This window comes from Nocardioides sp. OK12, from assembly GCF_024341885.1.
Taxonomy (GTDB): Bacteria; Actinomycetota; Actinomycetes; order Propionibacteriales; family Nocardioidaceae; genus Nocardioides; species Nocardioides marinisabuli.
The window spans coordinates 150633-173229 of the sequence record NZ_BNET01000005.1 but is presented as its reverse complement, the minus strand read 5'-3'; the positions used below and the strand labels follow the sequence as shown (position 1 = coordinate 173229).

At 72.0% G+C, this 22597-nt stretch carries 21 protein-coding genes; 15 read left to right on the top strand and 6 right to left on the bottom strand.

The genetic code is table 11. The annotated features are described in order from the left end of the window. Nucleotides 1–4: 4 nt before the first annotated feature. Nucleotides 5–1192 carry an acyl-CoA dehydrogenase family protein gene (locus OCU29_RS14085; RefSeq protein WP_261820402.1) on the bottom strand — a complete coding sequence of 396 codons (1188 nt, stop codon included), beginning with the start codon at nt 1190–1192 and terminating at the stop codon, nt 5–7. Nucleotides 1193–1324: 132 nt separating this feature from the next. Here OCU29_RS14085 and OCU29_RS14080 point away from each other — a divergent pair, with 132 nt between their 5' ends. The 4 genes from OCU29_RS14080 to OCU29_RS14065 all read left to right on the top strand — a co-directional run bounded on the left by OCU29_RS14080 (nt 1325) and on the right by OCU29_RS14065 (nt 4686). Beyond that, nucleotides 1325–2500, top strand: a complete 1176-nt coding sequence (locus OCU29_RS14080; protein WP_261820401.1) for a Rieske 2Fe-2S domain-containing protein — start codon at nt 1325–1327, stop codon at nt 2498–2500. After that, nucleotides 2500–2802: a hypothetical protein gene (locus OCU29_RS14075; protein ID WP_179616661.1), complete on the top strand. Its 303-nt coding sequence runs from the start codon at nt 2500–2502 to the stop codon at nt 2800–2802. The genes OCU29_RS14080 and OCU29_RS14075 overlap by 1 nt, the downstream gene beginning before the upstream one ends. A gap of 4 nt (nt 2803–2806) precedes the next feature. Next, entirely contained in the window at nt 2807–3862 is a 1056-nt protein-coding gene (locus tag OCU29_RS14070) for a ferredoxin--NADP reductase (protein WP_261820400.1), read from the top strand. 203 nt (nt 3863–4065) lie between these two features. Continuing rightward, the gene (locus OCU29_RS14065; RefSeq protein WP_261820399.1) at nt 4066–4686 is read left to right on the top strand and encodes a hypothetical protein; all 621 of its coding nucleotides are present in this window, start codon (nt 4066–4068) and stop codon (nt 4684–4686) included. A gap of 4 nt (nt 4687–4690) precedes the next feature. On the opposite strand, the gene OCU29_RS14060 is transcribed toward OCU29_RS14065, so the two are convergent. Continuing rightward, entirely contained in the window at nt 4691–5362 is a 672-nt protein-coding gene (locus tag OCU29_RS14060; RefSeq protein WP_261820398.1) for an MBL fold metallo-hydrolase, read from the bottom strand. A 183-nt stretch (nt 5363–5545) separates the two neighbouring features. On the opposite strand from OCU29_RS14060, the gene uvrA reads away from it, so the two are divergent. The 11 genes from uvrA (at nt 5546) to OCU29_RS14005 (ending at nt 17871) form a co-directional block, all read left to right on the top strand. Continuing rightward, nucleotides 5546–8572: an excinuclease ABC subunit UvrA gene (uvrA, locus tag OCU29_RS14055; protein WP_261820397.1), complete on the top strand. Its 3027-nt coding sequence runs from the start codon at nt 5546–5548 to the stop codon at nt 8570–8572. A gap of 52 nt (nt 8573–8624) precedes the next feature. After that, on the top strand, nt 8625–9068 hold the full coding sequence (locus OCU29_RS14050) for a Rieske (2Fe-2S) protein (RefSeq protein ID WP_261820396.1): 444 nt from the start codon (nt 8625–8627) through the stop codon (nt 9066–9068). Between the two features lie 37 nt (nt 9069–9105). After that, complete coding sequence (gene uvrC / locus OCU29_RS14045; protein ID WP_179616655.1) at nt 9106–11118, top strand: excinuclease ABC subunit UvrC; 2013 nt, start codon at nt 9106–9108, stop codon at nt 11116–11118. Beyond that, nucleotides 11115–11990 (top strand): RNase adapter RapZ, encoded by an 876-nt coding sequence (gene rapZ, locus OCU29_RS14040; RefSeq protein ID WP_179616654.1) that lies wholly within the window; start codon nt 11115–11117, stop codon nt 11988–11990. The genes uvrC and rapZ overlap by 4 nt, the downstream gene beginning before the upstream one ends. 7 nt (nt 11991–11997) lie before the next feature. After that, nucleotides 11998–13017: a uridine diphosphate-N-acetylglucosamine-binding protein YvcK gene (gene yvcK, locus OCU29_RS14035; protein ID WP_261820395.1), complete on the top strand. Its 1020-nt coding sequence runs from the start codon at nt 11998–12000 to the stop codon at nt 13015–13017. A gap of 19 nt (nt 13018–13036) precedes the next feature. Continuing rightward, nucleotides 13037–14023 carry a DNA-binding protein WhiA gene (gene whiA / locus OCU29_RS14030; protein ID WP_179616653.1) on the top strand — a complete coding sequence of 329 codons (987 nt, stop codon included), beginning with the start codon at nt 13037–13039 and terminating at the stop codon, nt 14021–14023. A gap of 144 nt (nt 14024–14167) precedes the next feature. Then, entirely contained in the window at nt 14168–15166 is a 999-nt protein-coding gene (gene gap, locus OCU29_RS14025) for a type I glyceraldehyde-3-phosphate dehydrogenase (protein WP_179616652.1), read from the top strand. A gap of 2 nt (nt 15167–15168) precedes the next feature. Next, entirely contained in the window at nt 15169–16395 is a 1227-nt protein-coding gene (gene pgk / locus OCU29_RS14020) for a phosphoglycerate kinase (protein ID WP_261820394.1), read from the top strand. Nucleotides 16396–16400: 5 nt separating this feature from the next. Continuing rightward, complete coding sequence (tpiA, locus tag OCU29_RS14015) at nt 16401–17210, top strand: triose-phosphate isomerase (protein ID WP_261820393.1); 810 nt, start codon at nt 16401–16403, stop codon at nt 17208–17210. Nucleotides 17211–17241: 31 nt separating this feature from the next. After that, nucleotides 17242–17472 (top strand): preprotein translocase subunit SecG, encoded by a 231-nt coding sequence (gene secG, locus OCU29_RS14010; protein WP_179616650.1) that lies wholly within the window; start codon nt 17242–17244, stop codon nt 17470–17472. 39 nt (nt 17473–17511) lie between these two features. After that, nucleotides 17512–17871 (top strand): RNA polymerase-binding protein RbpA, encoded by a 360-nt coding sequence (locus tag OCU29_RS14005; protein WP_261820392.1) that lies wholly within the window; start codon nt 17512–17514, stop codon nt 17869–17871. Between the two features lie 104 nt (nt 17872–17975). Here OCU29_RS14005 and OCU29_RS14000 read toward each other — a convergent pair whose 3' ends face one another. The 4 genes from OCU29_RS14000 to tal all read right to left on the bottom strand — a co-directional run bounded on the left by OCU29_RS14000 (nt 17976) and on the right by tal (nt 22568). Then, a complete protein-coding gene (locus tag OCU29_RS14000; RefSeq protein WP_261820391.1) occupies nt 17976–18935 on the bottom strand; it encodes a hypothetical protein in 960 nt (319 codons plus the stop codon). 128 nt (nt 18936–19063) lie between these two features. Then, on the bottom strand, nt 19064–19795 hold the full coding sequence (gene pgl / locus OCU29_RS13995) for a 6-phosphogluconolactonase (protein WP_179616647.1): 732 nt from the start codon (nt 19793–19795) through the stop codon (nt 19064–19066). Next, the gene (gene pgi / locus OCU29_RS13990; protein ID WP_261820390.1) at nt 19792–21465 is read right to left on the bottom strand and encodes a glucose-6-phosphate isomerase; all 1674 of its coding nucleotides are present in this window, start codon (nt 21463–21465) and stop codon (nt 19792–19794) included. The genes pgl and pgi overlap by 4 nt, the downstream gene beginning before the upstream one ends. After that, a complete protein-coding gene (tal, locus tag OCU29_RS13985; RefSeq protein ID WP_179616645.1) occupies nt 21462–22568 on the bottom strand; it encodes a transaldolase in 1107 nt (368 codons plus the stop codon). Before tal ends, pgi begins: the two co-directional genes overlap by 4 nt. Nucleotides 22569–22597: the final 29 nt, after the last annotated feature.

Genomic DNA, 22597 nt, shown 5'->3' with positions numbered 1-22597 from the left:
CTGGTCACCTCTTCGCTGCCGGCAGGCCCAGGCCCACGTAGCCGATGATGTCTCGTTGGATCTCGTTGGTGCCGCCGCCGAAGGTCATCACCAGGGCGGAGCGGTGGTAGCGCTCGAGCCGCCCGGCGAGCACCGCGCCCTCGGAGCCGGCGGCGAGGCCGGCCTGCGGCCCGACCACCTCCATCAGGGACCGGTAGACCTCGGTGGCCAGCTCGGAGCCGTAGATCTTGGTGGCCGAGGCCTCGGCGGGCGAGAGGTCGACGCCCCGGTCGGCGTCGGAGGCCAGCTTCCAGTTCAGCAGGGTCAGCATCTCGATGCGTGCGTGCGCGCGACCGAGCGCGACCTGCACCCACTCGGTGTCGATCACCCGCTGGCCGTCGGGGTTCTTGGTCTCCTGCGCCCATCGGCGCACCTGCGCCAACGACTGGGTCAGCGGGGCCGACGACGTCAGTGCGACCCGCTCGTGGTTGAGCTGGTTGGTCATCAGCGACCAGCCGCCGTTGAGCTCGCCCACCAGGTTGCCGACCGGCACCCGCACGTCCTCGTAGTAGGTGGCGCTGGTGCCGACCCCGGCAACCGTGTGCACCGGGGTGTAGGAGAAGCCGGGGGAGTCGGCCGGCACCAGGATCATCGACAGGCCCTTGTGCCGCGGGAGGTCGGGGTCGGTGCGGCAGGCCAGCCACAGCCAGTCGGCGTACTGGACCAGCGAGGTCCACATCTTCTGGCCGTTGATCACGAACTCGTCGCCCTCCTGCACCGCGCGGGTGCGCAGCGAGGCGAGGTCGGTGCCCGAGCCGGGCTCGGAGTAGCCGATGGAGAAGTGCAGCTCACCGGCCAGGATGCGGGGCAGGAAGTACTCCTTCTGCTCCTCGGTGCCGTAGCGCATGATCGTGGGCCCGACCGTGTTGAGCGTCAGGTAGGGGATGGGCACGCCGTAGTCGGCCGCGACGTCGGTGAAGATGAGCTGGTCGAGCATCGAGCGGGCCTGCCCGCCGTACTCGGTGGGCCAGCCGATGCCCAGCCAGCCGTCGCTGCCGAGCCGGCGGATGACGTCCTTGTAGACACCGGCCTCGCCGAACTCCCCGGTGGCCGCCGACAGGCCGGCGCGCACCTCGGGGGTGACCAGGGCGTGGAAGTACTCGCGCAGCTCCTCCCGGAGGGCGAGCTGCTCGGGCTCGAGGGCCAGGTGCATGGTGGACTCCGGGTCTGCTCGGGGATCGAGGCGGTCGTGGGGGACCGCGCTCGGTGCGTGTGGCTGGCGCCACACGTCAGAAAACTATAACCTGTTCTCGTTTTGGTCCACCGGCACGACTGGGAGATCCACATGAGCGGCACGACGAGCAGCACGCCCCGCCTCCTCGACGCGGGGACCGCGCCGGAGCGCTACGCGCGGGGCTGGCACTGCCTGGGCCTGGCGAGCACCTTCGCCGACGGCCGGCCGCACAGCGTCGCCGGCTTCGGCGGTCAGCTGGTCGTCTGGCAGGACTCGCAGGGCGGCCTCAACGTCCTCGACTCCTACTGCCGCCACATGGGTGGCGACCTGTCGCAGGGCAGCGTGAAGGGTGACGAGATCGCCTGCCCGTTCCACGACTGGCGCTGGGGCGGCGACGGACGCTGCAAGTCGATCCCGTACGCCCGCCGGGTGCCGCTGCGTGCCCGCACCCAGACCTACGCCACCGTCGTGCGCAACGACCAGCTGCTGATCTGGCACGACCCCGAGGGCTCCGCGCCCGACCACGACCTGCTGCCGCCCGAGCTGCCCGGCGTCGGCACCGACGAGTACACCGGCTGGACGTGGGAGGTGGTGCCGATCGAGGGGTCCAACTGCCGCGAGCTGATCGACAACGTGGTCGACATGGCGCACTTCTACTACGTGCACCTGTCCTTCCCGACGAGCTTCCGCAACGTCTTCGAGGGGCCCCGCGCCACGCAGTACATGGAGTCCAAGGGACGCCCCGACGTCAGCGGCGGCTACGGCGACGAGGACCTCTTCCTGAGGTCGGAGGCCACCTACTACGGGCCGTCGTACATGATCAACTGGCTCGACGTGGACTACAAGGGCTTCCGCACCGAGGTGGTGCTGATCAACTGCCACATCCCGACCGGGCCCGACTCGTTCACGCTGCAGTACGGCATCACCGTCAAGAAGCCCGAGGGTCTCGACGAGGCCACCGCGCAGTTCATCGCCGCCAAGTACGCCGACATGTTCGGCAGCGGCTTCCTCCAGGACGTGGCCATCTGGAAGAACAAGGTGCCGGTGCAGAACCCGCTGCTCTGCGAGGAGGACGGGCCGGTCTACCAGCTGCGCCGCTGGTACGAGCAGTTCTACGTCGACGTCGCCGACGTGCGCCCCGACATGACCGAGCGCTTCGAGTTCGAGGTCGACACCACGAAGGCCAACGAGTACTGGCAGCAGGAGGTGGCCGCGAACCTCGAGCGGCGCAAGGCCGACGACGCGGCCGCGGCCGCCCGGGACTCGAGCGTCATGACGGGCACCTGATGGCCTCGTTCGTGCCCACCAGCGCCGAGACGCTGGAGGACCAGCGGCTCTACACCCAGGCCCGGCTCAGCACCGTCGCGTGCCTGGGCTGCGGGGCCGAGGTCGGGGTCAAGAAGAACAGCGAGCACCACACCTCGATCCAGTGGAGCACCGCGGCCCGCGAGCGGTGCCCCGAGCTGTCGGGACGCCCGTCCGACCCCTCCGGTCGCGGTCTCCAGCAGGGCTGCGGGCGGCTGGTCGCGAGCATCGAGGCCGCTGTGCGGGACGGAGCGGTCCCCGTCGGGGCCGAGGACGGATACTGAGGCCGTGGACACCGACATCTTCGAGCTCGAGGTCGTCGAGGTGGTCGAGGAGACCGCCGACGCCCGCTCCATCTCGTTCCGGGTCCCCGAGGGCGCCGAGGAGCACTTCCGCTACCGCCCGGGGCAGTTCCTGACCCTGGCCGTCCCCTCGGACCAGACCGGTGTCGCGGCCCGCTGCTACTCGCTCTCCTCGAGCCCCCACGACGACGGCCCGCTGACCGTGACGGTCAAGCGCACCGTCGACGGCTACGCCTCCAACTGGATCTGCGACCACCTGCGCCCGGGCTCGACCATCCGGTCGCTGGCCCCGAGCGGCATCTTCACCCCCGCCTCGCTCGACGCCGACCTGCTGCTCTTCGCGGGCGGCAGCGGCGTCACGCCGGTGATGTCGATCCTGCGCACCGCGCTGGCCCGAGGCACCGGACGCATCGTGCTGTTCTACGCCAACCGCGACGAGCGCTCGGTGATCTTCGCCGCCGAGCTGCGCCGGCTGGCCGCCGAGCACCCCGAGCGGCTGCACGTCGTGCACTGGCTGGAGTCGGTGCAGGGGCTGCCCGACCAGGCGCAGCTGCGGGCCTTCGCCGCCGAGCACGTCGACCGCGACGCCTTCGTGTGCGGCCCGGCGCCCTTCATGAAGGCCACCGTGGCCGCGCTGCGCGACCTCGACTTCCCGCGGGCGCGGCGGCACCAGGAGAAGTTCGTCTCGCTCGGGGGCAACCCCTTCGGGGAGGCCGTGGTCGTCGAGGTGACCGACACCGGCCCCGAGGGCGGCCCCGAGAGCGGCCCCGCGAGCCTGGAGGTGGAGCTCGACGGCACTACCCACTCCTTCGACGACTGGCAGCGCGGCACCACGATGCTCGAGCACCTCGAGGCCAAGGGCGTGCCCGCCCCGTTCTCGTGCCGCGAGGGGGAGTGCTCGGCGTGCGCGGTCAGGCTGCTGGAGGGCGAGGTCACGATGAGGCACAACGACGTCCTCGACGCCGAGGACCTGGCCGACGGCATCCGGCTGGCCTGCCAGTCGCTGCCGGCCGCCGACACCGTCCGGGCGACGTACCACTGAGCCGTCCCGCCGCCGGGCCGCACCGGGTGCTGCACGACGAGGCAACGTTAAATCCACGGGACGGTAACAGCGCTCCCAGGCCCGCGAGGGCCCACGCTCCGGTCTAGACCAGAAGTTCAAATGGTTGGCAACAGGTGTCGCGGGGGAACAGGGGTCGTTGAGATGGGTGTCCGCACCCGCCACCGACTCCCCTGGAGACCCTCATGGTCACCCCCGCCGTGCTCCTCGCCGTGCTCCTCGTCTGCTGCGCCGCCGCCCTCGCGTCGGGCCCGGTGGGCGAGCGCCAGCGCTCCCGCGAGCGCAACCGGCGGCTGCGCTACGTCGAGCGCCACCCGCAGCGGGTCAACCTCGGTGACATCGAGACGCTGATGCGTGCCCACGAGCTGCCCGAGGAGGAGATCCGCCTGCTCTCGGCCAAGGCCCGCAGCCGCGGGATGCGCCCGCTGACGATGTGGATGTGGGTCCAGCAGCGCGGCGTGCACACCCTCGCGGTCGTGGTGGCGGCCGACCTGTCCCACGAGGAGCTCATCGCCCACCTCGCGCACGGCACCGTGCCCGACCTCGCCGAGCTCGAGGTCTTCGCCGCGCTCAACGGGCTGACCCGCTCGGGTGCCGAGCCGACCCGCACGGTGCTCAGCACCTCGGCCGCCGTGGCGCCGCCGAGCCGGCCCGCGGCCCCCTCCGTCGGTCCGCGCACCCCGCTGGACGGCCCGGCCGAGCCCGCCCGACGGGCGCTGCCGCCGGTCACCGACCCGGGGTCGTGGCCCTACGGCGACATCCGCGACATCCTCGGCACCGACGGGCGCGACGGCTACGCCGCCTGAGGCGTCACCAGCCGCGCTCGCGCCACTGCGCGAGGTGCGGGCGCTGCGCGCCGATCGTCGAGTCGTCCCCGTGCCCGGGGTAGAACCAGGTCTCGTCGGGCAGCGTGGCGAAGATCTTGTGCTCCACCTCGTCGACGAGCTGGCGGAAGGCCGCCTCGTCGCCGAACGTCGCGCCCACCCCGCCCGGGAAGAGCGAGTCGCCGGTGAACAGGTGGGGGTGCCCCTCCGGGTCGTCGTACCTCAGCGCCACCGAGCCGGGGGTGTGCCCGGCGATCGCCAGGACCTCGAGGCGGCACCGCCCGACCTCCACGGTGTCGCCGTGCGCCAGCCGGCGGGTCACCTCGACCCCGGTCTGCTCCGTGACGGCGTCGGCGTCGGGCTCCCCGACGAGCACGGCGGCCCCGGTGGCCGCCACCACGGGCGCGAGGGCGCGGTGGTGGTCCCAGTGCTGGTGGGTGGTGACCACGCAGGCCAGCCCGGCACCTCCCACGAGCGGGAGCAGCGTGTCGGGCTCGGCCGCGGCGTCGACCAGCAGCTGCTCACCGGTCTCGCGGCAGCGCAGCAGGTAGCAGTTGTTCGACATCTCCGGGTCGACCGCGACCTTGGTGATGCTCAGGTGGGCCAGCTCGCGCACCTGCGGGTCGCTGCCGGGCCGGACGTCTCCTCGGTAGGTCATGGGCCCAGCATGCCGCGCCGGGCGTGACGAACGGCGCACCGGCCGGGTGTGGGTCGCAGGCCGTCGCGCTGGCACCGTTGTCGGTGGCGGGTGGCAGTGTGGCGACAGCGTGACGAGAACGTGCGTCCGCAGCGGCGCCGCCGTACCATCGCGAACGCGTGTTCGATCGACCAGGGAGACTTCGTGCAGGACCAGCTCATCATCCGGGGTGCCCGGGAGCACAACCTCAAGGACGTCTCGATCGACCTGCCCCGGGACTCCCTGATCGTCTTCACGGGCCTGTCCGGCTCGGGCAAGTCGTCCTTGGCCTTCGACACCATCTTCGCCGAGGGCCAGCGTCGCTACGTCGAGTCGCTGTCGGCGTACGCCCGCCAGTTCCTGGGCCAGATGGACAAGCCCGACGTCGACTTCATCGAGGGGCTCTCACCCGCGGTCTCGATCGACCAGAAGTCGACCTCGAAGAACCCGCGCTCGACGGTCGGCACCATCACCGAGGTCTACGACTACCTGCGGCTGCTCTACGCGCGGGCCGGCCGCCCGCACTGCCCCACCTGCGGTGCCCCCATCGAGCGGCAGACGCCGCAGCAGATCGTCGACCGGGTGCTGGCCCTCGAGGAGGGGCGTCGGTTCCAGGTGCTGGCGCCGGTCATCCGCGGGCGCAAGGGCGAGTACGTCGACCTGTTCTCCCAGCTGCAGACCCAGGGCTTCTCCCGCGCCCGGGTCAACGGCGAGACGCACACCCTCGACGCGCCGCCGACCCTCGACAAGCAGAAGAAGCACACGATCGAGGTCGTCGTCGACCGGCTCTCGGTCAAGGAGTCGAGCAAGCGCCGCCTCACCGACTCGGTCGAGACCGCCCTCGGGCTCGCCGGCGGGCTCGTGGTCTTCGACTTCGTCGACCTCCCGGCCGACGACGAGCACCGCGAGCTGCGCTTCAGCGAGAAGATGGCCTGCCCCAACGAGCACCCCATCGACGTCGACGAGCTCGAGCCGCGCTCCTTCTCCTTCAACTCGCCCTTCGGCGCCTGCCCGGCCTGCACCGGCCTGGGCACCCGCATGGAGGTCGACGGCGAGCTGGTGGTGCCCAACCCGGCCGCGACGCTGGGGGAGGGCGCGATCCAGCCGTGGAGCCACGCCCACGTCTCCGACTACTTCCTGCGCCTGCTCGGCGCCCTCGGCGGCGAGCTCGGCTTCGACCTCAACACGCCCTGGGAGGAGCTGTCCGCCTCCGCGCGCAAGGCGATCCTGGACGGCCACTCCCGCAAGGTCCACGTCGTCACCCGCAACCGCTACGGGCGCGAGCGCGCCTACGACGCGGCCTTCGAGGGTGTGCGCTCCTACGTCGAGCGCCGCCACCGCGAGGCGGAGTCCGACACCAGCCGTGAGCGCTTCGAGAGCTTCATGCGCGAGGTGCCCTGCCCCACCTGCGACGGCTCCCGGCTCAAGTCCGTCTCCCGCTCGGTGACGCTGACCTCCGTCGCCGCCGGCGAGCCGCGCCGCGCCGGGATCGCCGAGGTCTGTGCGCTGCCCATCAACGAGGCCTCGCAGTTCCTCAGCGAGCTCGACATGACCAGCCGCGAGCGCCAGATCGGCGAGCGGGTGCTCAAGGAGATCCACGAGCGCCTGCAGTTCCTGCTCGACGTCGGTCTCGACTACCTCTCCCTCGACCGGCCCTCGGGCTCGCTGTCGGGTGGCGAGGCGCAGCGCATCCGCCTGGCCACCCAGATCGGCGCGGGCCTGGTGGGCGTGCTCTACGTCCTCGACGAGCCCTCCATCGGCCTGCACCAGCGCGACAACCAGCGCCTCATCGAGACGCTGCTGCGGCTCAAGGACCTCGGCAACACCCTGATCGTCGTCGAGCACGACGAGGACACGATCAAGGTCGCCGACTGGGTCGTCGACATCGGTCCCGGTGCCGGCGAGCACGGCGGCCAGGTCGTGCACAGCGGCACCGTGCAGGACCTCTACGACCACCCCGACTCGATGACCGGGCAGTACCTCTCGGGCCGACGCGAGATCCCGGTGCCCGCCGTGCGCCGCCCGCGCATCAAGGGCCGCGAGCTCAAGGTCCTGGGGGCGCGCGAGCACAACCTGGCCGACGTCGACGTCTCGTTCCCGCTCGGGCTCTTCGTGGCCGTCACCGGCGTCTCCGGCTCGGGCAAGTCGACCCTGGTCAACGACATCCTCTACACCTCGCTGGCCAAGCAGATCTACAACGCCCGCTCCCTGCCCGGGCGCCACCGCGCGATCACCGGCACCGAGCACGTCGACAAGGTGATCCACGTCGACCAGTCGCCGATCGGGCGGACCCCGCGCTCGAACCCGGCGACCTACACCGGTGTCTTCGACCACGTGCGCAAGCTCTTCGCGGCCACGCCCGAGGCCAAGATGCGCGGCTACCTCCAGGGCCGGTTCTCCTTCAACGTCAAGGGCGGGCGCTGCGAGGCCTGCTCGGGCGACGGCACGCTCAAGATCGAGATGAACTTCCTGCCCGACGTCTACGTGCCGTGCGAGGTCTGCCACGGCGCCCGCTACAACCGCGAGACGCTCGAGGTGCACTACAAGGGCAAGACCATCGCCGAGGTCCTCGACATGCCGATCGAGGAGGCCGTCGACTTCTTCGCCGCGGTGCCCGCGATCTCGCGGCACCTGACCACGCTCGTCGAGGTGGGCCTCGGCTACGTCCGCCTCGGTCAGCCGGCCACGACGCTCTCGGGCGGCGAGGCGCAGCGCGTCAAGCTCTCCGCCGAGCTGCAGAAGCGCTCCACGGGCCGCACCGTCTACGTGCTCGACGAGCCCACCACCGGGCTGCACTTCGAGGACATCCGCAAGCTGCTGCTGGTGCTGGGCCGCCTGGTCGACTCCGGCAACACGGTGCTGGTCATCGAGCACAACCTCGACGTCATCAAGACCGCCGACTGGCTGGTCGACATGGGTCCCGAGGGCGGCTCCCGCGGCGGACTCGTGGTCGCCGAGGGCACCCCGGAGCAGGTCGCCGCGGTGCCCGAGAGCCACACGGGCCGCTACCTGGCCCCGCTGCTGGAGGGCAAGGAGGCCGAGCAGCCCGCGGGGATGCTGGCCGCCGACGAGGCGCCCGCCCCGGTGCGCGCCACCCGGCGCCAGGCCGCGGCGCGCGCCGCCAACGAGCGCGCGGCGACCACCCGGCGTACGCCCGCGAAGAAGACGAAGAAGCCGACCGCCAAGAAGTAGGTGCCCCATGTGGGGGTGTGCAGGGTGCTCGCCGCCTGCCTAGGCTGAGGCCATGAGCCAGCGAGCATCCTCGAGCCCGATCAGCCGCCGCCACGCCCTGGGCGGAGCAGCCGGGGTGGGCCTGGGGCTCCCGCTGCTGGCCGCCTGCGGCGGGAGCGACGACGACGCTGCGGCCAGCGACGACGAGACCAGCGCGGGCGTCGAGGCGGGGACCCCGCTGACCACCACCGACGCCGTCCCGGTCGGCAGCGGGGTGATCCTCGCCGAGGAGAAGGTCGTGGTGACCCAGCCGAGCGAGGGCGAGTTCAAGGCCTACGCCAACATCTGCACCCACCAGGGCTGCGCGCTCGAGAGCATCAGCGCCGACGGCATCCGCTGCCCCTGCCACGGCTCGGTCTTCGACGTGGCCACCGGCGAGCCGACCGACGGTCCTGCCGACAGCCCGTTGAACGAGCTGCCCATCACCGTCGACGGCGACTCGATCACCCTGGCCTGAGCGCCGGGCCGTCCCCGGCGGCTCGTAGGCTGGGGCGGTGCCCGACCGACCCGCCCGACCAGCCGCACGCAGCGCCCGCGGCCCGCAGTCCTACCGGCCCGAGCCGGGCTCGATCCCGACCGGTCCCGGGGTCTACCGCTTCCGCGACGCCAAGGGCCGCGTGGTCTACGTCGGCAAGGCCAAGAACCTGCGGGCCCGGCTGTCGTCGTACTTCCAGGACATCGCCCACCTGCACCAGCGCACCGCCACGATGGTCACCACGGCGGCCAGCGTCGAGTGGACCGTGGTCAACACCGAGGTCGAGGCGCTGCAGCTGGAGTACTCCTGGATCAAGGAGTACGACCCGCGCTTCAACGTCAAGTACCGCGACGACAAGTCCTACCCGTGGCTCGCGGTGACGGTGGGGGAGGAGTTCCCCCGGGTGATGGTCGGGCGGGGCGCCAAGCGCAAGGGCACCCGCTACTTCGGCCCCTACAGCCACGCCTGGGCGATCCGCGAGACCGTCGACATCCTGCTGCGGGTCTTCCCGATGCGCTCGTGCAGCAACGGCGTCTTCAAGCGCTCCGCCCAGATCGGCCGGCCCTGCCTGCTCGGCTACATCGACAAGTGCTCCGCGCCCTGCGTGGGGCAGGTCAGCGCCGAGGAGCACCGCGAGATCGTCGACGACTTCTGCGACTTCATGGGCGGGCAGACCCGGCCGTTCCTGCGCCGCATCGAGAAGCAGATGTACGCCGCCTCCGAGGCCATGGACTTCGAGAAGGCCGCCCGGCTGCGCGACGACCTCGGCGCGATGCAGCGGGCCCTGGAGAAGCAGGCCGTGGTGCTGGGCGACGGTGCCGACGCCGACGTGATCGCGCTGGCCGAGGACCCGCTCGAGGTCGCGGTGCAGATCTTCTACGTGCGCGGCGGGCGGATCCGCGGCCAGCGCGGCTGGGTCGCCGACCGGGTCGAGGAGGGCGGCACCGCCGAGCTCGTCGAGCACTTCCTGCTGCAGCTCTACGCGGGCGACTCCGAGTCGATCCCGCGCGAGATCCTGGTGCCGGCGTTGCCCACCGACCACGCGACCTTCGAGGAGCTGCTCAGCGAGCTGCGCGGCTCGCGGGTGCAGATCCGGGTGCCCCAGCGCGGTGACAAGAAGACGCTCCAGGAGACCGTGGCCTCCAACGCCGCCCAGGCGCTGGTGCTGCACAAGACCAAGCGCGCCAGCGACCTGACCACGCGCAACCGGGCCCTGGAGGAGATCCAGGAGGCGCTCGAGCTCGACGACGTGCCGCTGCGCATCGAGTGCTACGACGTCTCGAACCTCCAGGGCACCGAGGTGGTGGCCTCGATGGTGGTCTTCGAGGACGGGCTGGCCCGCAAGGGCGAGTACCGCAAGTTCGTCATCAAGGGCGTCGACGGCCAGAACGACGTCGCCTCGATGCACGAGGTGATCACGCGGCGCTTCCGCCGTCTGCTCGACGAGCAGGCCCGCTCCCAGACCGTCGAGGGCCAGGACGGGCCGATGCTCGTGGACCCCGAGACCGGCCGCCCCCGCAAGTTCGCCTACTCCCCGGGCCTGGTGGTCGTCGACGGCGGCCCGCCGCAGGTCGCCGCCGCCGTGCGCGCGCTCGACGAGCTCGGCATCGACGACGTACCCGTCTGCGGGCTGGCCAAGCGGCTCGAGGAGGTGTGGGTGCCCGGCCAGGAGGACCCGGTCATCCTGGCCCGCTCGTCCGAGGGTCTCTACCTGCTCCAGCGCATCCGCGACGAGGCGCACCGCTTCGCCATCACCCACCACCGCAGCCGGCGCTCGAAGACGATGGTCGAGAGCGTCCTGGACGACGTGCCGGGCCTGGGCGAGGTGCGGCGCAAGACGCTGCTGACGCACTTCGGCTCGTTGAAGAAGCTGCGCGCCGCGACCGTGGAGGAGATCTCGCAGGTGCCGGGCATCGGGGCGCGCACGGCCGCCTCGATCAAGGCCGCGGTCGCCCCCGAGGGCGGCTCCGGGGAGACTGCTCCGGTCATCGTTTCGGTGAACACCGCCACGGGAGAGATCGAGGAAGCATGACCCAGCAGCAACCGACCACCGGACCGCTCGTCGTGGTCACCGGGATGACCGGCGCCGGGCGCAGCACCGCGGCCAAGGAGCTGGAGGACCTCGGCTACTACGTCGTCGACAACCTGCCGCCCAGCCTGCTGCGCGACGTCGTCCGGCTGGTCGACGAGAGCCAGGGCGCCGGGCAGCCGATCGCGGTGGTCGTCGACGTGCGCTCGGGCTCCTTCTTCGGCTCGCTGCAGGCGAACCTGGCCCAGCAGGCCACCGGCCGCCGCGCCACGCTGGTCTTCCTGGAGGCCACCGACGACGTCTTGGTGCGCCGGCAGGAGGCCGCTCGGCGCCCGCACCCCCTGCAGGGCAGCGGCCGGCTCCTCGACGGTCTCGAGCGGGAGCGGGTCGTGCTGGCCGACCTGCGTGGCGAGGCCGACCTGGTCATCGACACCTCGGCGCTCAACGTGCACCAGCTCACCGCGCGCATCCGGGAGGCCTTCGGGTCCCCGGAGTCGACCGACCTGCGCATCCGGGTCGTGAGCTTCGGGTTCAAGTACGGCATCCCCGTCGACGCTGACTACCTCGCCGACATGCGCTTCCTGCCCAACCCGCACTGGATCCCCGAGCTGCGCCCCCACACCGGGCGCGACCAGGAGGTCTCCGACTACGTGCTCTCGCAGCCCGGCGCCGCGGAGTTCCTCGACGGCTACCTGCCGGTCCTCACCGGGGTGGCCGAGGGCTACCTGCGCGAGGGCAAGCGCTTCATGCGCGTCGCCATCGGCTGCACCGGCGGCAAGCACCGCAGCGTCGCGATGACCGAGGAGATCACCCAGCGCCTCGTCGACCTCGGGCTGCGGGCCACGGCCACCCACCGTGACCTGGGCCGCGAGTGAGCGCCGCGTGACGCCCTCCCGCCCCACCGACCGGGCCCAGTCGGTGGTGGCCCTCGGCGGCGGCCACGGCCTGCACGCCTCGCTGCGCGCGCTGCGGCGCCTCGTCGACGAGGTGGTGGTCGACGACCTGACCGCGGTGGTCACGGTCGCCGACAACGGCGGGTCGTCCGGCCGGCTGCGGGGCGAGTTCGGCGTGCTGCCGCCCGGTGACCTGCGGATGGCGCTGGCGGCCCTGTGCGGCCTCGACGAGTGGGGCGGCACCTGGGAGAGGGTGCTGCAGCACCGCTTCGCCGGCGAGGGCGAGATGAACGGCCACGTGGTCGGCAACCTGCTGATCGTGGCCCTGTGGGAGCAGCTCGGCGACCACGTGCAGGCCCTCGACCTGGTCGGCCGGCTCCTCGGCTCCGCCGGCCGGGTGCTCCCGATGGCCCTGACCCCGCTCGACATCACCGCGCAGGTGCGCGGCACCGACCCCGCCGACCCCGACGGGCTCACCCTGGTCCGCGGGCAGGTCGAGGTCGCCACCACCGACGGGGTGATCACCCGCGTCGACCTCGAGCCCGACGCCCCGCTGGCCTGCCCCGAGGCGCTGCAGGCCGTGGCCGACGCCGACTGGGTGGTGCTGGGCCCCGGCTCGTGGTTCAGCTCGGTGATCCCGCACCTGCTGGTGCCCGACCTGCGGCGGGCCCTGGTCGAGACCGAGGCGCGCGCCGTGGTCGTGCTCAACCTCGAGGAGCAGCCGGGGGAGACTGGGGGGTTCGGGCCCGCCGACCACCTCGCCGTGCTCGTCGAGCACGCCCCCGAGCTGGCCGTGCACACCGTCCTCGCCGACACCCGGATGGACCCCGCGGAGCACGAGCACCTGCGCGAGGTCGTGGGTGCCGCGGGGGCGCGGCTCGTCGTCGCCGACGTCGCCTCCGACGACGGCACCCCGCGCCACGACCCGGCCAAGCTGGCAGCGGCGTACGAGCAGATCATGCTGGGACAGGAGGCCGGCCCCGACGCCGACCTCGTGGCTCGACCGTGATCGTGGCAGGATCAGCGCCATGGCGATGACGGCACAGGTGAAGGCGGAGCTCGCCTCCACCCAGATCACGAAGACGTGCTGCCGCAAGGCCGAGGTGGCCTCGATGCTGCGCTTCGCCGGGGGGCTGCACATCGTCAGCGGCCGCATCGTGGTGGAGGCCGAGCTCGACACCGGTGCCGCGGCCCGGCGCCTGCGCCGCGACGTCTCCGAGGTCTACGGGGCCCAGTCCGACGTGGTGATGGTGCAGGGCAACGGCATCCGCAAGGGCAGCCGCTACATCGTGCGCGTGGTCAAGGACGGCGAGTCGCTGGCCCGCCAGACCGGGCTGCTCGACCAGCGCGGCCGGCCGGTGCGCGGGCTGCCGCCCGCGGTCGTCGCCGGCGGCGGCTGCGACTCGGTGGCCGCCTGGCGGGGCGCGTTCCTGGCCCACGGCTCGCTCACCGAGCCCGGCCGGTCCTCCTCGCTCGAGGTCACCTGCCCCGGCTCCGAGGCGGCCCTGGCCCTGGTGGGCGTGGCGCGACGCCTCGGCATCCAGGCCAAGGCCCGCGAGGTGCGCGGGGTCGACCGGGTCGTCATCCGCGACGGTGACGCCATCGGTCAGCTGCTCACCCGGCTCGGTGCCCACGAGTCGCTGATGGCCTGGGAGGAGCGCCGGATGCGGCGCGAGGTGCGGGCCACCGCCAACCGTCTCGCCAACTTCGACGACGCCAACCTGCGCCGCTCGGCGCGCGCGGCCGTCGCGGCCGGTGCCCGGGTCGAGCGGGCCATGGAGATCCTCGGCGACGAGGTGCCCGACCACCTCAAGCTCGCCGGCACCCTGCGCCTGGAGCACAAGCAGGCCTCCCTCGAGGAGCTCGGGCAGCTGCACGAGCCGGTGCTCACCAAGGACGCCATCGCCGGGCGCATCCGGCGGCTGCTGGCGATGGCCGACAAGCGCGCGGAGGACCTCGGCATCCCCGACACGGAGTCCTCGCTGACCCCGGAGATGATGGCCGAGGAGGGCTGAGGCCCGGTCCGGCACGGCTGCGGCACCCGGTTACCGGGACGTACGCCGGGACGGGGCTGCGACCTCGCCGACGGTGGCGATAGGGTCGGGCTGCACGCCGCTCCGGTCCCGGGGCGGGCCGTCAGCCACAGAGCAGGAGCAGCAGTGACCGTTCGAGTAGGTATCAACGGGTTCGGCCGGATCGGCCGCAACTTCTTCCGCGCCGTGCGCGCCTCCGGCGCCGACATCGAGATCGTCGGCGTCAACGACCTGACCGACAACGCCTCGCTGGCGCACCTGCTCAAGTTCGACTCGATCCTCGGGCGCCTCGACGCCGACGTCTCCGCGACCGAGGACGAGATCCGCGTGGGCGACCAGGTCGTCAAGACCTTCGCCGAGCGCGACCCCGCCAACCTGCGCTGGAGCGACCTCGGCGTCGACGTCGTCGTCGAGTCGACCGGCTTCTTCACCGACGCGACCAAGGCCCGCGCCCACGTCGACGCCGGCGGCGCCAAGAAGGTCATCATCTCCGCGCCCGCCTCCAACGAGGACATCACCGTCGTGATGGGCGTCAACCACGAGCTGTACGACCCCGCGCAGCACACGGTGATCTCGAACGCCTCGTGCACGACCAACTGCCTCGCGCCGATGGCCAAGGCCCTCAACGACGAGTTCGGCATCGTCAAGGGCCTGATGACGACGGTGCACGCCTACACCGCCGACCAGAACCTGCAGGACAACATCCACAAGGACCCGCGCCGCGCCCGCGCCGCCGCCCTCAACGTGGTGCCCACCTCGACCGGTGCGGCCAAGGCCATCGGCCTGGTCCTGCCCGAGCTCAAGGGCAAGCTCGACGGCTACGCCCTGCGCGTGCCCGTGCCCACCGGCTCGGCCACCGACCTGACCTTCGAGGCCGGTCGCGAGACCACCGTCGAGGAGGTCAACGCCGTGATCGAGAAGGCCGCCGACGGCCGCTTCCTGCGCTACTCCACCGACCCCCTGGTGTCCTCCGACATCGTCACCGACCCGGCGTCGTGCATCTTCGACGCGCCGCTGACCAAGGTCATCGGCAACCAGGTCAAGGTCGTCGGCTGGTACGACAACGAGTGGGGCTACTCCAACCGCCTCGTCGACCTCATCGGCTACATCGGCGAGACGCTCTGACGGTGGCCTCGCACACCGATCTCGACCAGCTGCTCGCCCAGGGGGTCGCCGGCAAGCGCGTCCTGGTCCGCTCCGACCTCAACGTCCCCCTCGAGGGTGCCGCCGACGCGCGCGTCATCACTGACGACGGACGCATCCGGGCCAGCGTGCCCACCATCCGCGCCCTGGCCGACGCCGGGGCGCGGGTGGTGGTCACCGCCCACCTCGGGCGGCCCCAGGGCGCCCCGGACCCGGCGTACTCGCTGGCGCCGGTGGCGGCCAGGCTGGGCGAGCTGCTGGAGCGTGACGTGGCCTTCGCCCGCGACACCGTCGGCGAGTCGGCCCACGAGACCGTCGCGGCGCTGGAGGACGGCCAGGTCGCGGTGCTCGAGAACGTGCGCTTCGACGCGGCCGAGACCAGCAAGGACGACGCCGAGCGCGGCGGCTTCGCCGACCGGCTCGCCGAGCTGGCCGACGTGTTCGTCTCCGACGGCTTCGGCGTCGTGCACCGCAAGCAGGCCTCGGTCTACGACGTCGCCCAGCGGCTGCCGCACGCCATGGGCGGGCTGGTGGCCACCGAGATCGAGGTGCTGCGCCGGCTGACCGAGACCCCGGAGCGGCCCTACGTGGTCGTCCTGGGCGGCTCGAAGGTCTCCGACAAGCTCGGCGTCATCGACAACCTGCTCGGCAAGGCCGACAAGCTGCTCATCGGCGGCGGCATGGTCTTCACCTTCCTCAAGGCCCAGGGCCACGAGGTCGGCAAGAGCCTGCTCGAGGAGGACCAGCTCGACACCTGCCGGGCCTACCTCGAGCGCGCGGAGGCCTCCGGCGTGCAGATCCTGCTGCCCGGCGACGTCGTGGTCGACACGGCGTTCCCCTCGGGCGACCGCTCGCCCGAGCCGCGCGTGGTGCCGGCGACCCAGATCCCCGCGGACTGCCTGGGGCTCGACATCGGTCCTGCGGCCGGCGCCGACTTCGCGGCCGCCCTGGCCGACGCACGCACCGTGTTCTGGAACGGTCCGATGGGCGTCTTCGAGGTCCCGGCCTTCTCCGACGGCACCCGCGCCGTCGCGCAGGCGCTGACCGGAGTGGACGGCCTCACGGTCGTCGGCGGCGGCGACTCCGCGGCCGCCGTCCGGGCGCTCGGCTTCGACGAGGCCGCGTTCGGCCACATCTCCACCGGTGGTGGGGCCTCCCTCGAGTACCTCGAGGGCAAGGACCTGCCCGGCATCGACGTCCTGGAGGACTGACCCACATGGCCCGCACCACCCCCGCCCCCGGGCGCACCCCGCTGATGGCGGGCAACTGGAAGATGAACCTGAACCACCAGGAGGCGGTGGTCCTGGTCCAGAAGCTCGCCTGGGTGCTCAAGGACAAGAAGCACGACCACGCCAAGGCCGAGGTGGTCGTCGTACCGCCCTTCACCGACCTGCGCTCGGTGCAGACGCTCGTCGACGGCGACCGGCTGCCGGTGCGCTACGGCGCGCAGGACGTCTCGGTGCACGAGTCGGGCGCCTACACCGGCGAGATCTCGGCCTCGATGCTGGCCAAGCTCGGCTGCTCCTACGTGGTCGTCGGGCACTCCGAGCGCCGTGAGCACCACGGCGAGACCGACCAGGTCGTCAACGCCAAGGCCCACCGCGCCCTGGGGGCCGGCATGACGCCCATCGTGTGCGTCGGCGAGGGTCTCGAGACCCGCCAGGCCGGCGAGCACGTGGCGTACTGCCTGGCCCAGGTCGAGGGCTCGCTCGCCGGGTTCACGCCCGAGCAGGTCGCCGGCCTGGTCGTGGCCTACGAGCCGGTCTGGGCGATCGGCACCGGCGAGGTGGCCACGCCCGACGACGCGCAGGAGGTCTGCGCGGCGATCCGCGAGCACGTGCGGGGCTCGCACGGCGACGCGGCCGCCGACGGCGTGCGCGTGCTCTACGGCGGCTCGGTCAAGGCGGCCAACGTGGCCGGCATCATGGCCAAGGACGACGTCGACGGCGCGCTGGTGGGCGGCGCGAGCCTGCAGGCCGAGGAGTTCGGCGGCATCTGCCGGTTCTACGACATGCCGGTCCTGTGACCCGCGGCGACGTGACGTAGGCTTCGCGACCGTGGAAACGTTCCTCACCATCATCCTCGTCCTCACCAGCTCCCTGATGATCCTGCTCGTGCTGCTGCACAAGGGTCGAGGCGGCGGTCTCTCCGACATGTTCGGTGGCGGCGTCTCGAGCTCGCTCGGCGGCTCCTCGATCGCGGAGCGCAACCTCGACCGGCTCACGGTCGGCATCGGCGTGATCTGGTTCGCCACCGTCATCTCGATGGGGCTCCTGCTCGCCTACTGATCCGTCCGTCCCTGTTCGACCGTCGTTGAAGGAGAGCTCGTGGCTGGTGGAGGAAGCGCGATCCGGGGCAGCCGGGTCGGTGCCGGACCGATGGGTGAGGCGGAGCGCGGCCAGGCCGCCCCCCGCCAGACGGTGACCTACTTCTGCGCCCGCGAGCACCGCTCGGTCGTCGCGTTCTCCGTCGAGGCCCAGGCCCCGGAGGCGTGGGACTGCCCCAAGTGCGGTCTGCCGGCCAGCATGGACGCCGACAACCCGCCCCCGGCGCCCAAGATCGAGCCCTACAAGACCCACCTGGCCTACGTGAAGGAGCGGCGCTCCGACGAGGAGGCCGCCGAGATCCTCACCGAGGCCCTCAAGCTGCTGCGCAGCCGCCGCAAGTCCGGCGACCTCATCTTCTGACCGACCCGGCGCCAGTTCCTCGCCGAGCCGGCGCCACTTCCTCGCCGAGCCGGCGCCACTTCCTCGCCGAGCCGGCGCCAGTTCCTCGCCGAGCCGGCGCCAGTTCACGTCGGCAGGCCTCGGCGCGACCTGGCTCTTGCATAGGCCTGGGCAGCGAGCCGGTCCACGTCGGCCAAGGGTCCGAAGACGTTCTCCTTGCGGAAGACGGCGATCGTCCAGCCCTGCTCGTCCGCGTCAGTACGTCGAGCCTGGTCGTGCGCGCGCTGCTCGGGGGAGGAGTGCCACTCCTCGCCGTCGTACTCGGCGCCGAAGCGGCTGTCGGGGTCCGCGAGGTCGAGCCGCGCCACGAATCGTCCAGCCTCCCAGACCTCCACCTGTGGCTCGACCGGGATGCGTCGCTCGACGAGTCGCAGACGTAGCACCGACTCGCCTGGCGACTCGGAGCGCCCGTCGGCCAGCGGAGCCACCGCGCGCAGGGTGCGGACCCATCGGGCGCCGGTGAACCGGTGTACGTGCGCCAGCAGCTCGTCCCGCTCGAAGGCACCGAGCCGGAGCATGGCGTCGAGTCCCGCGATAGCCCGCTCGGGCCATCTCACGCGCCCGAGGTCGAGCGCCGTCCGCAGCGGGGACGTGACCTGCACCCCCTCCATCTCGACCACGTCGGAGGCCAGAAGGCTGCGTTCGCCACCGTCGACCAGTCCGTTGCGCAGCCGACCGTGCCCGCGCCTGCGGAAGATCGTCAGCGGCATCACCTGCAAGTGCTCACCCGGTGCCAGCACCATCTCGGCACCGTGCAGCCACCCGGCGTGGCGGTCGCACACCACGGAGTCGGCCGGGATCACGAGCCGCAAGCAGGCCAACCGCAGGCGCGTCGAGTCGGGCGTGGTCGCAGCGACGTACACGCCACGGAGCGGGCGACTCAGGGCGCCTGCGGTGACGAGGGCAGTGAGCTGGTTCGGTCGCAGCCCGACCTCTCGGGCGGTCTGGTGGGTGAACGGTCGGTCCAGCGGGAGCGGGAAGTCGCTGGGCAGCTGACCGAGCATGAGGGCATGAGTGAGATCCATGCACCCGTTGTGCCCGCGCGGCCCTGGCCCAGACATGGGTGGCGGCGAGCTGTGGACAACCGAGGGAACTGGCGCCGACTCGGCGAGGAACTGGCGCCGGGTCGGCGGGGAACTGGCGCCGGGTCGGGTCAGAGGTGGGAGGCGGCGGGGCGGTCGAGGAACCAGGTGGTCTCCTCGCGGCCCCGGGGCACGCTGGCGGGGGTCTCCGCGGGCGTGGCGGCGGGGGAGAGGGCGCGGGCGACGGCCTCGGCCTTGCCCTCGCCGCTGACCAGGAACCAGGTGCTGCGGGCCCGGGCCAGGGTCGGGAAGGTGAGGGTGACCCGGTCGGGCGGCGGCTTGGGGGAGTCGTGCACCGCGACGACCGACCGCTCCTGCTCGTCGAGCTGGGGGAAGCCGGGGAACAGCGAGGCGACGTGCCCGTCGGGGCCGACGCCGAGCATCAGCACCTCGAAGCCGTCGGCACCGTGCTCGGCCAGCGCGTCGGCGTACCGCTCGGCGGCCTCCTCGGCGGTCGCGACGTCGTCGGTGGAGGGGACCTCGTGCACGTGCTCGGCCGGTACGCCGAGGGCGTCGATGAACGCTGCACGCGCCTGGCCGGCGTTGCGGTCCTCGGAGCCGGCGGCCACGAACCGCTCGTCGCCCCACCACAGCGCCACGCGCGTCCAGTCGACGTCGCTGGCGGCGCCGAGCCGTGCCAGCTCGGCGTGCACGGCGTCGGCGATGGTGCCGCCGGTCAGCACGACGTGCGGCACCCGGTCGGCGCTCTGGGCGTCGGCCAGGCGCGCCAGCAGCTCGCCGGCCACCGCGGTCGCCAGGGCCGCCGCGTCGTCGTGGACCTCGATCAGCGCTTCGGTGGTCATCCGGCTCCGTCCGTGCGCCGGTGGGCGCGGTAGTACTCGATCAGCGAGCGGGTGGAGGGGTCCTGCCCGGCCAGTGCGTCGGCGTCGCCGGCGACGGCGGGGCCGACCTCCTGGGCCAGCTGCTTGCCCAGCTCGACGCCCCACTGGTCGAAGCTGTCGATGCCCCACACCACGCCCTGGGTGAAGGTGATGTGCTCGTAGAGTGCGACCAGCTGGCCCAGCACCGAGGGCGTCAGCGCCGGGGCCATGATCGAGGTGGTCGGCCGGTTGCCGTCGAAGACGCGGGCCGGCACCACCGACTCCTCGGTGCCCTCGGCTCGCACCTCGTCGGCGGTCTTGCCGAAGGCCAGCGCGCGGGTCTGGGCGAAGAAGTTGGCCAGGAACAGCTCGTGGACGTCCTGCTCCCCGTCGCGCAGCGGGTGGGCAGGGGTGGCGACCGCGATGAAGTCGGCCGGGACCAGCCGGGTGCCCTGGTGGATGAGCTGGTAGAAGGCGTGCTGGCCGTTGGTGCCGGGCTCGCCCCAGAACACCTCACCGGTGCCGGTCGTGACCGGGGTGCCGTCCCAGCGCACCCCCTTGCCGTTGGACTCCATCGTCAGCTGCTGCAGGTACGCCGGGAAGCGGTGCAGCAGCTGGGCGTAGGGCAGCACGGCGTGGGTCTCGGCGCCGAGGAAGCTGGTGTACCAGATGTTCAGCAGCCCCATCAGGAGCGGGACGTTGGCGGCCGGCTCGGCGGTGCGGAAGTGCTCGTCGACCGCGTGCATGCCCGCCAGCAGCTCGGCGAACCGCTCGGGGCCGATCGCGACCACGAGCGAGGTGCCGATGGCGGAGTCGAGCGAGTAGCGACCGCCGACCCAGTCCCAGAACCCGAAGGCGTTGTCGGGGTCGATGCCGAAGTCGGCGACCTTGTCGAGCGCGGTCGAGACGGCGACGAAGTGGCGGGCCACGGCGTCGGAGGCGTCGACGTCGTCACCGAGGCCCTCGAGCAGCCAGGCCTTGCACAGCCGGGCGTTGGTGAGGGTCTCGAGGGTGCCGAAGGTCTTGCTGGACACGACGAACAGCGTGGTGGCCGGGTCGAGCCCCTCGAGGGTGAGCGCGGCGTCGCTGGGGTCGATGTTGCTGATGAAGCGGCACTCGACGCGCTCGTGCACGTAGGGCTTGAGCGCCTCGTACGCCATCACCGGACCCAGGTCGGACCCGCCGATGCCGATGTTGACCACGGTGCGCACCGGCTCACCGGTCGCACCCACCCACTCGCCGGAGCGCACCTTCTCGGCGAAGGCGTACACCCGGTCGAGCACCTCGTGGACGTCGGCGACGACGTCCTGGCCGTCGACGACCAGCTGCGCGTCGCGAGGCAGGCGCAGCGCCGTGTGCAGCACCGCGCGGTCCTCGGTGACGTTGACCCGCTCCCCGGCCAGCATCGCGTCGCGCCGCTCCGCGACGCCGGTCTGCTCGGCGAGCGCGAGCAGCTGCTCGAGCACCGTCTCGTCGACGAGGTTCTTCGACAGGTCGACGTGCAGGTCGGCCAGCGCGTGCGTCAGCCGGCCGGCCCGCTCGGGGTCGTCGGCGAACCACGCCCGCAGGTCCGGGTCGAACCCGGTGGCGTGCGCCGCCAGGCGGGCCCAGGCATCCGTCGAGCGCGGGTCGTGGGACGCCGTCGAGCTCATGCCCCGGCCTTCTCCATCTGACCCTGCACGGTCTCGACGAGCTCGGTCCAGGACTTCTTGAACTTGTCGACGCCCTCGGTCTCGAGGACCTCGATGACCTCGTTCCAGTCGACGCCGACCTCGCGGATGCGCTCGATCAGCGCACCGGCCTCGTCGCCGGTGCCGGTCACCTTGTCGCCCTGGACGTCGCCGTGGTCGGCGACGGCCTCGAGGGTCTTCTCCGGCATCGTGTTGACGGTGTCGGCGACCACGAGGTCGGTGACGTACATGGTGTCGGAGTAGTCGGGGTTCTTGACGCCCGTCGAGGCCCACAGCGGCCGCTGCGGGTTGGCGCCCGCCTCGGCCAGCCGCTTCCAGCGGTCGGAGGCCATGACCTCCTCGTACGCCGCGTAGGCGAGGCGGGCGTTGGCCACCGCGGCCTTGCCGCGCAGCTCGAGCGCCTCGTCGGTGCCGATCTTCTCCAGGCGGGCGTCGACCTCGGAGTCGACGCGCGAGACGAAGAAGGAGGCCACCGAGTCGATCGTCGACAGGTCGACGCCGGCCTCGTGCGCCTTCTCCAGGCCGGAGAGGTAGGCGTCCATCACGTCCTGGTAGCGGGTGATGCCGAAGATCAGCGTGACGTTGACGCTGATGCCCTCCGAGATCGCCGTCGTGATGGCCGGCAGACCCTCGAGCGTCGCCGGGATCTTGATCAGCACGTTGGGCCGATCCACGGCCTTCCACAGCGCACGCGCCGAGGCCATGGTGCCCTCGGTGTCGTTGGCCAGGTCGGGCTCGACCTCGATCGAGACCTTGCCGTCGTGCGCGGTCGAGCGGGTCACCGGCTCGAGCACGTCGCAGGCGTTGCGCACGTCCTCGGTGGTGAGCTCGAAGATCACCTCGTCGACGCCCTTGCCGTCGGCGACCAGCTGGCGCAGCTGCTCGTTGTAGCGCTCGCCGTCGGCGATGGCGCCGGCGAAGATCGTCGGGTTGGTGGTGACGCCGACGACGTGCTTGGCGGCGACGAGCTCGGCGAGGTTGCCGGTCTCGATCCGCTCGCGCGACAGGTCGTCGAGCCAGATGGACACACCGGCGTCGGACAGGGCCTTCAGGTTCTCACTCATGGTTCCTCCTGGTGCGGGTGCTGGTCTGG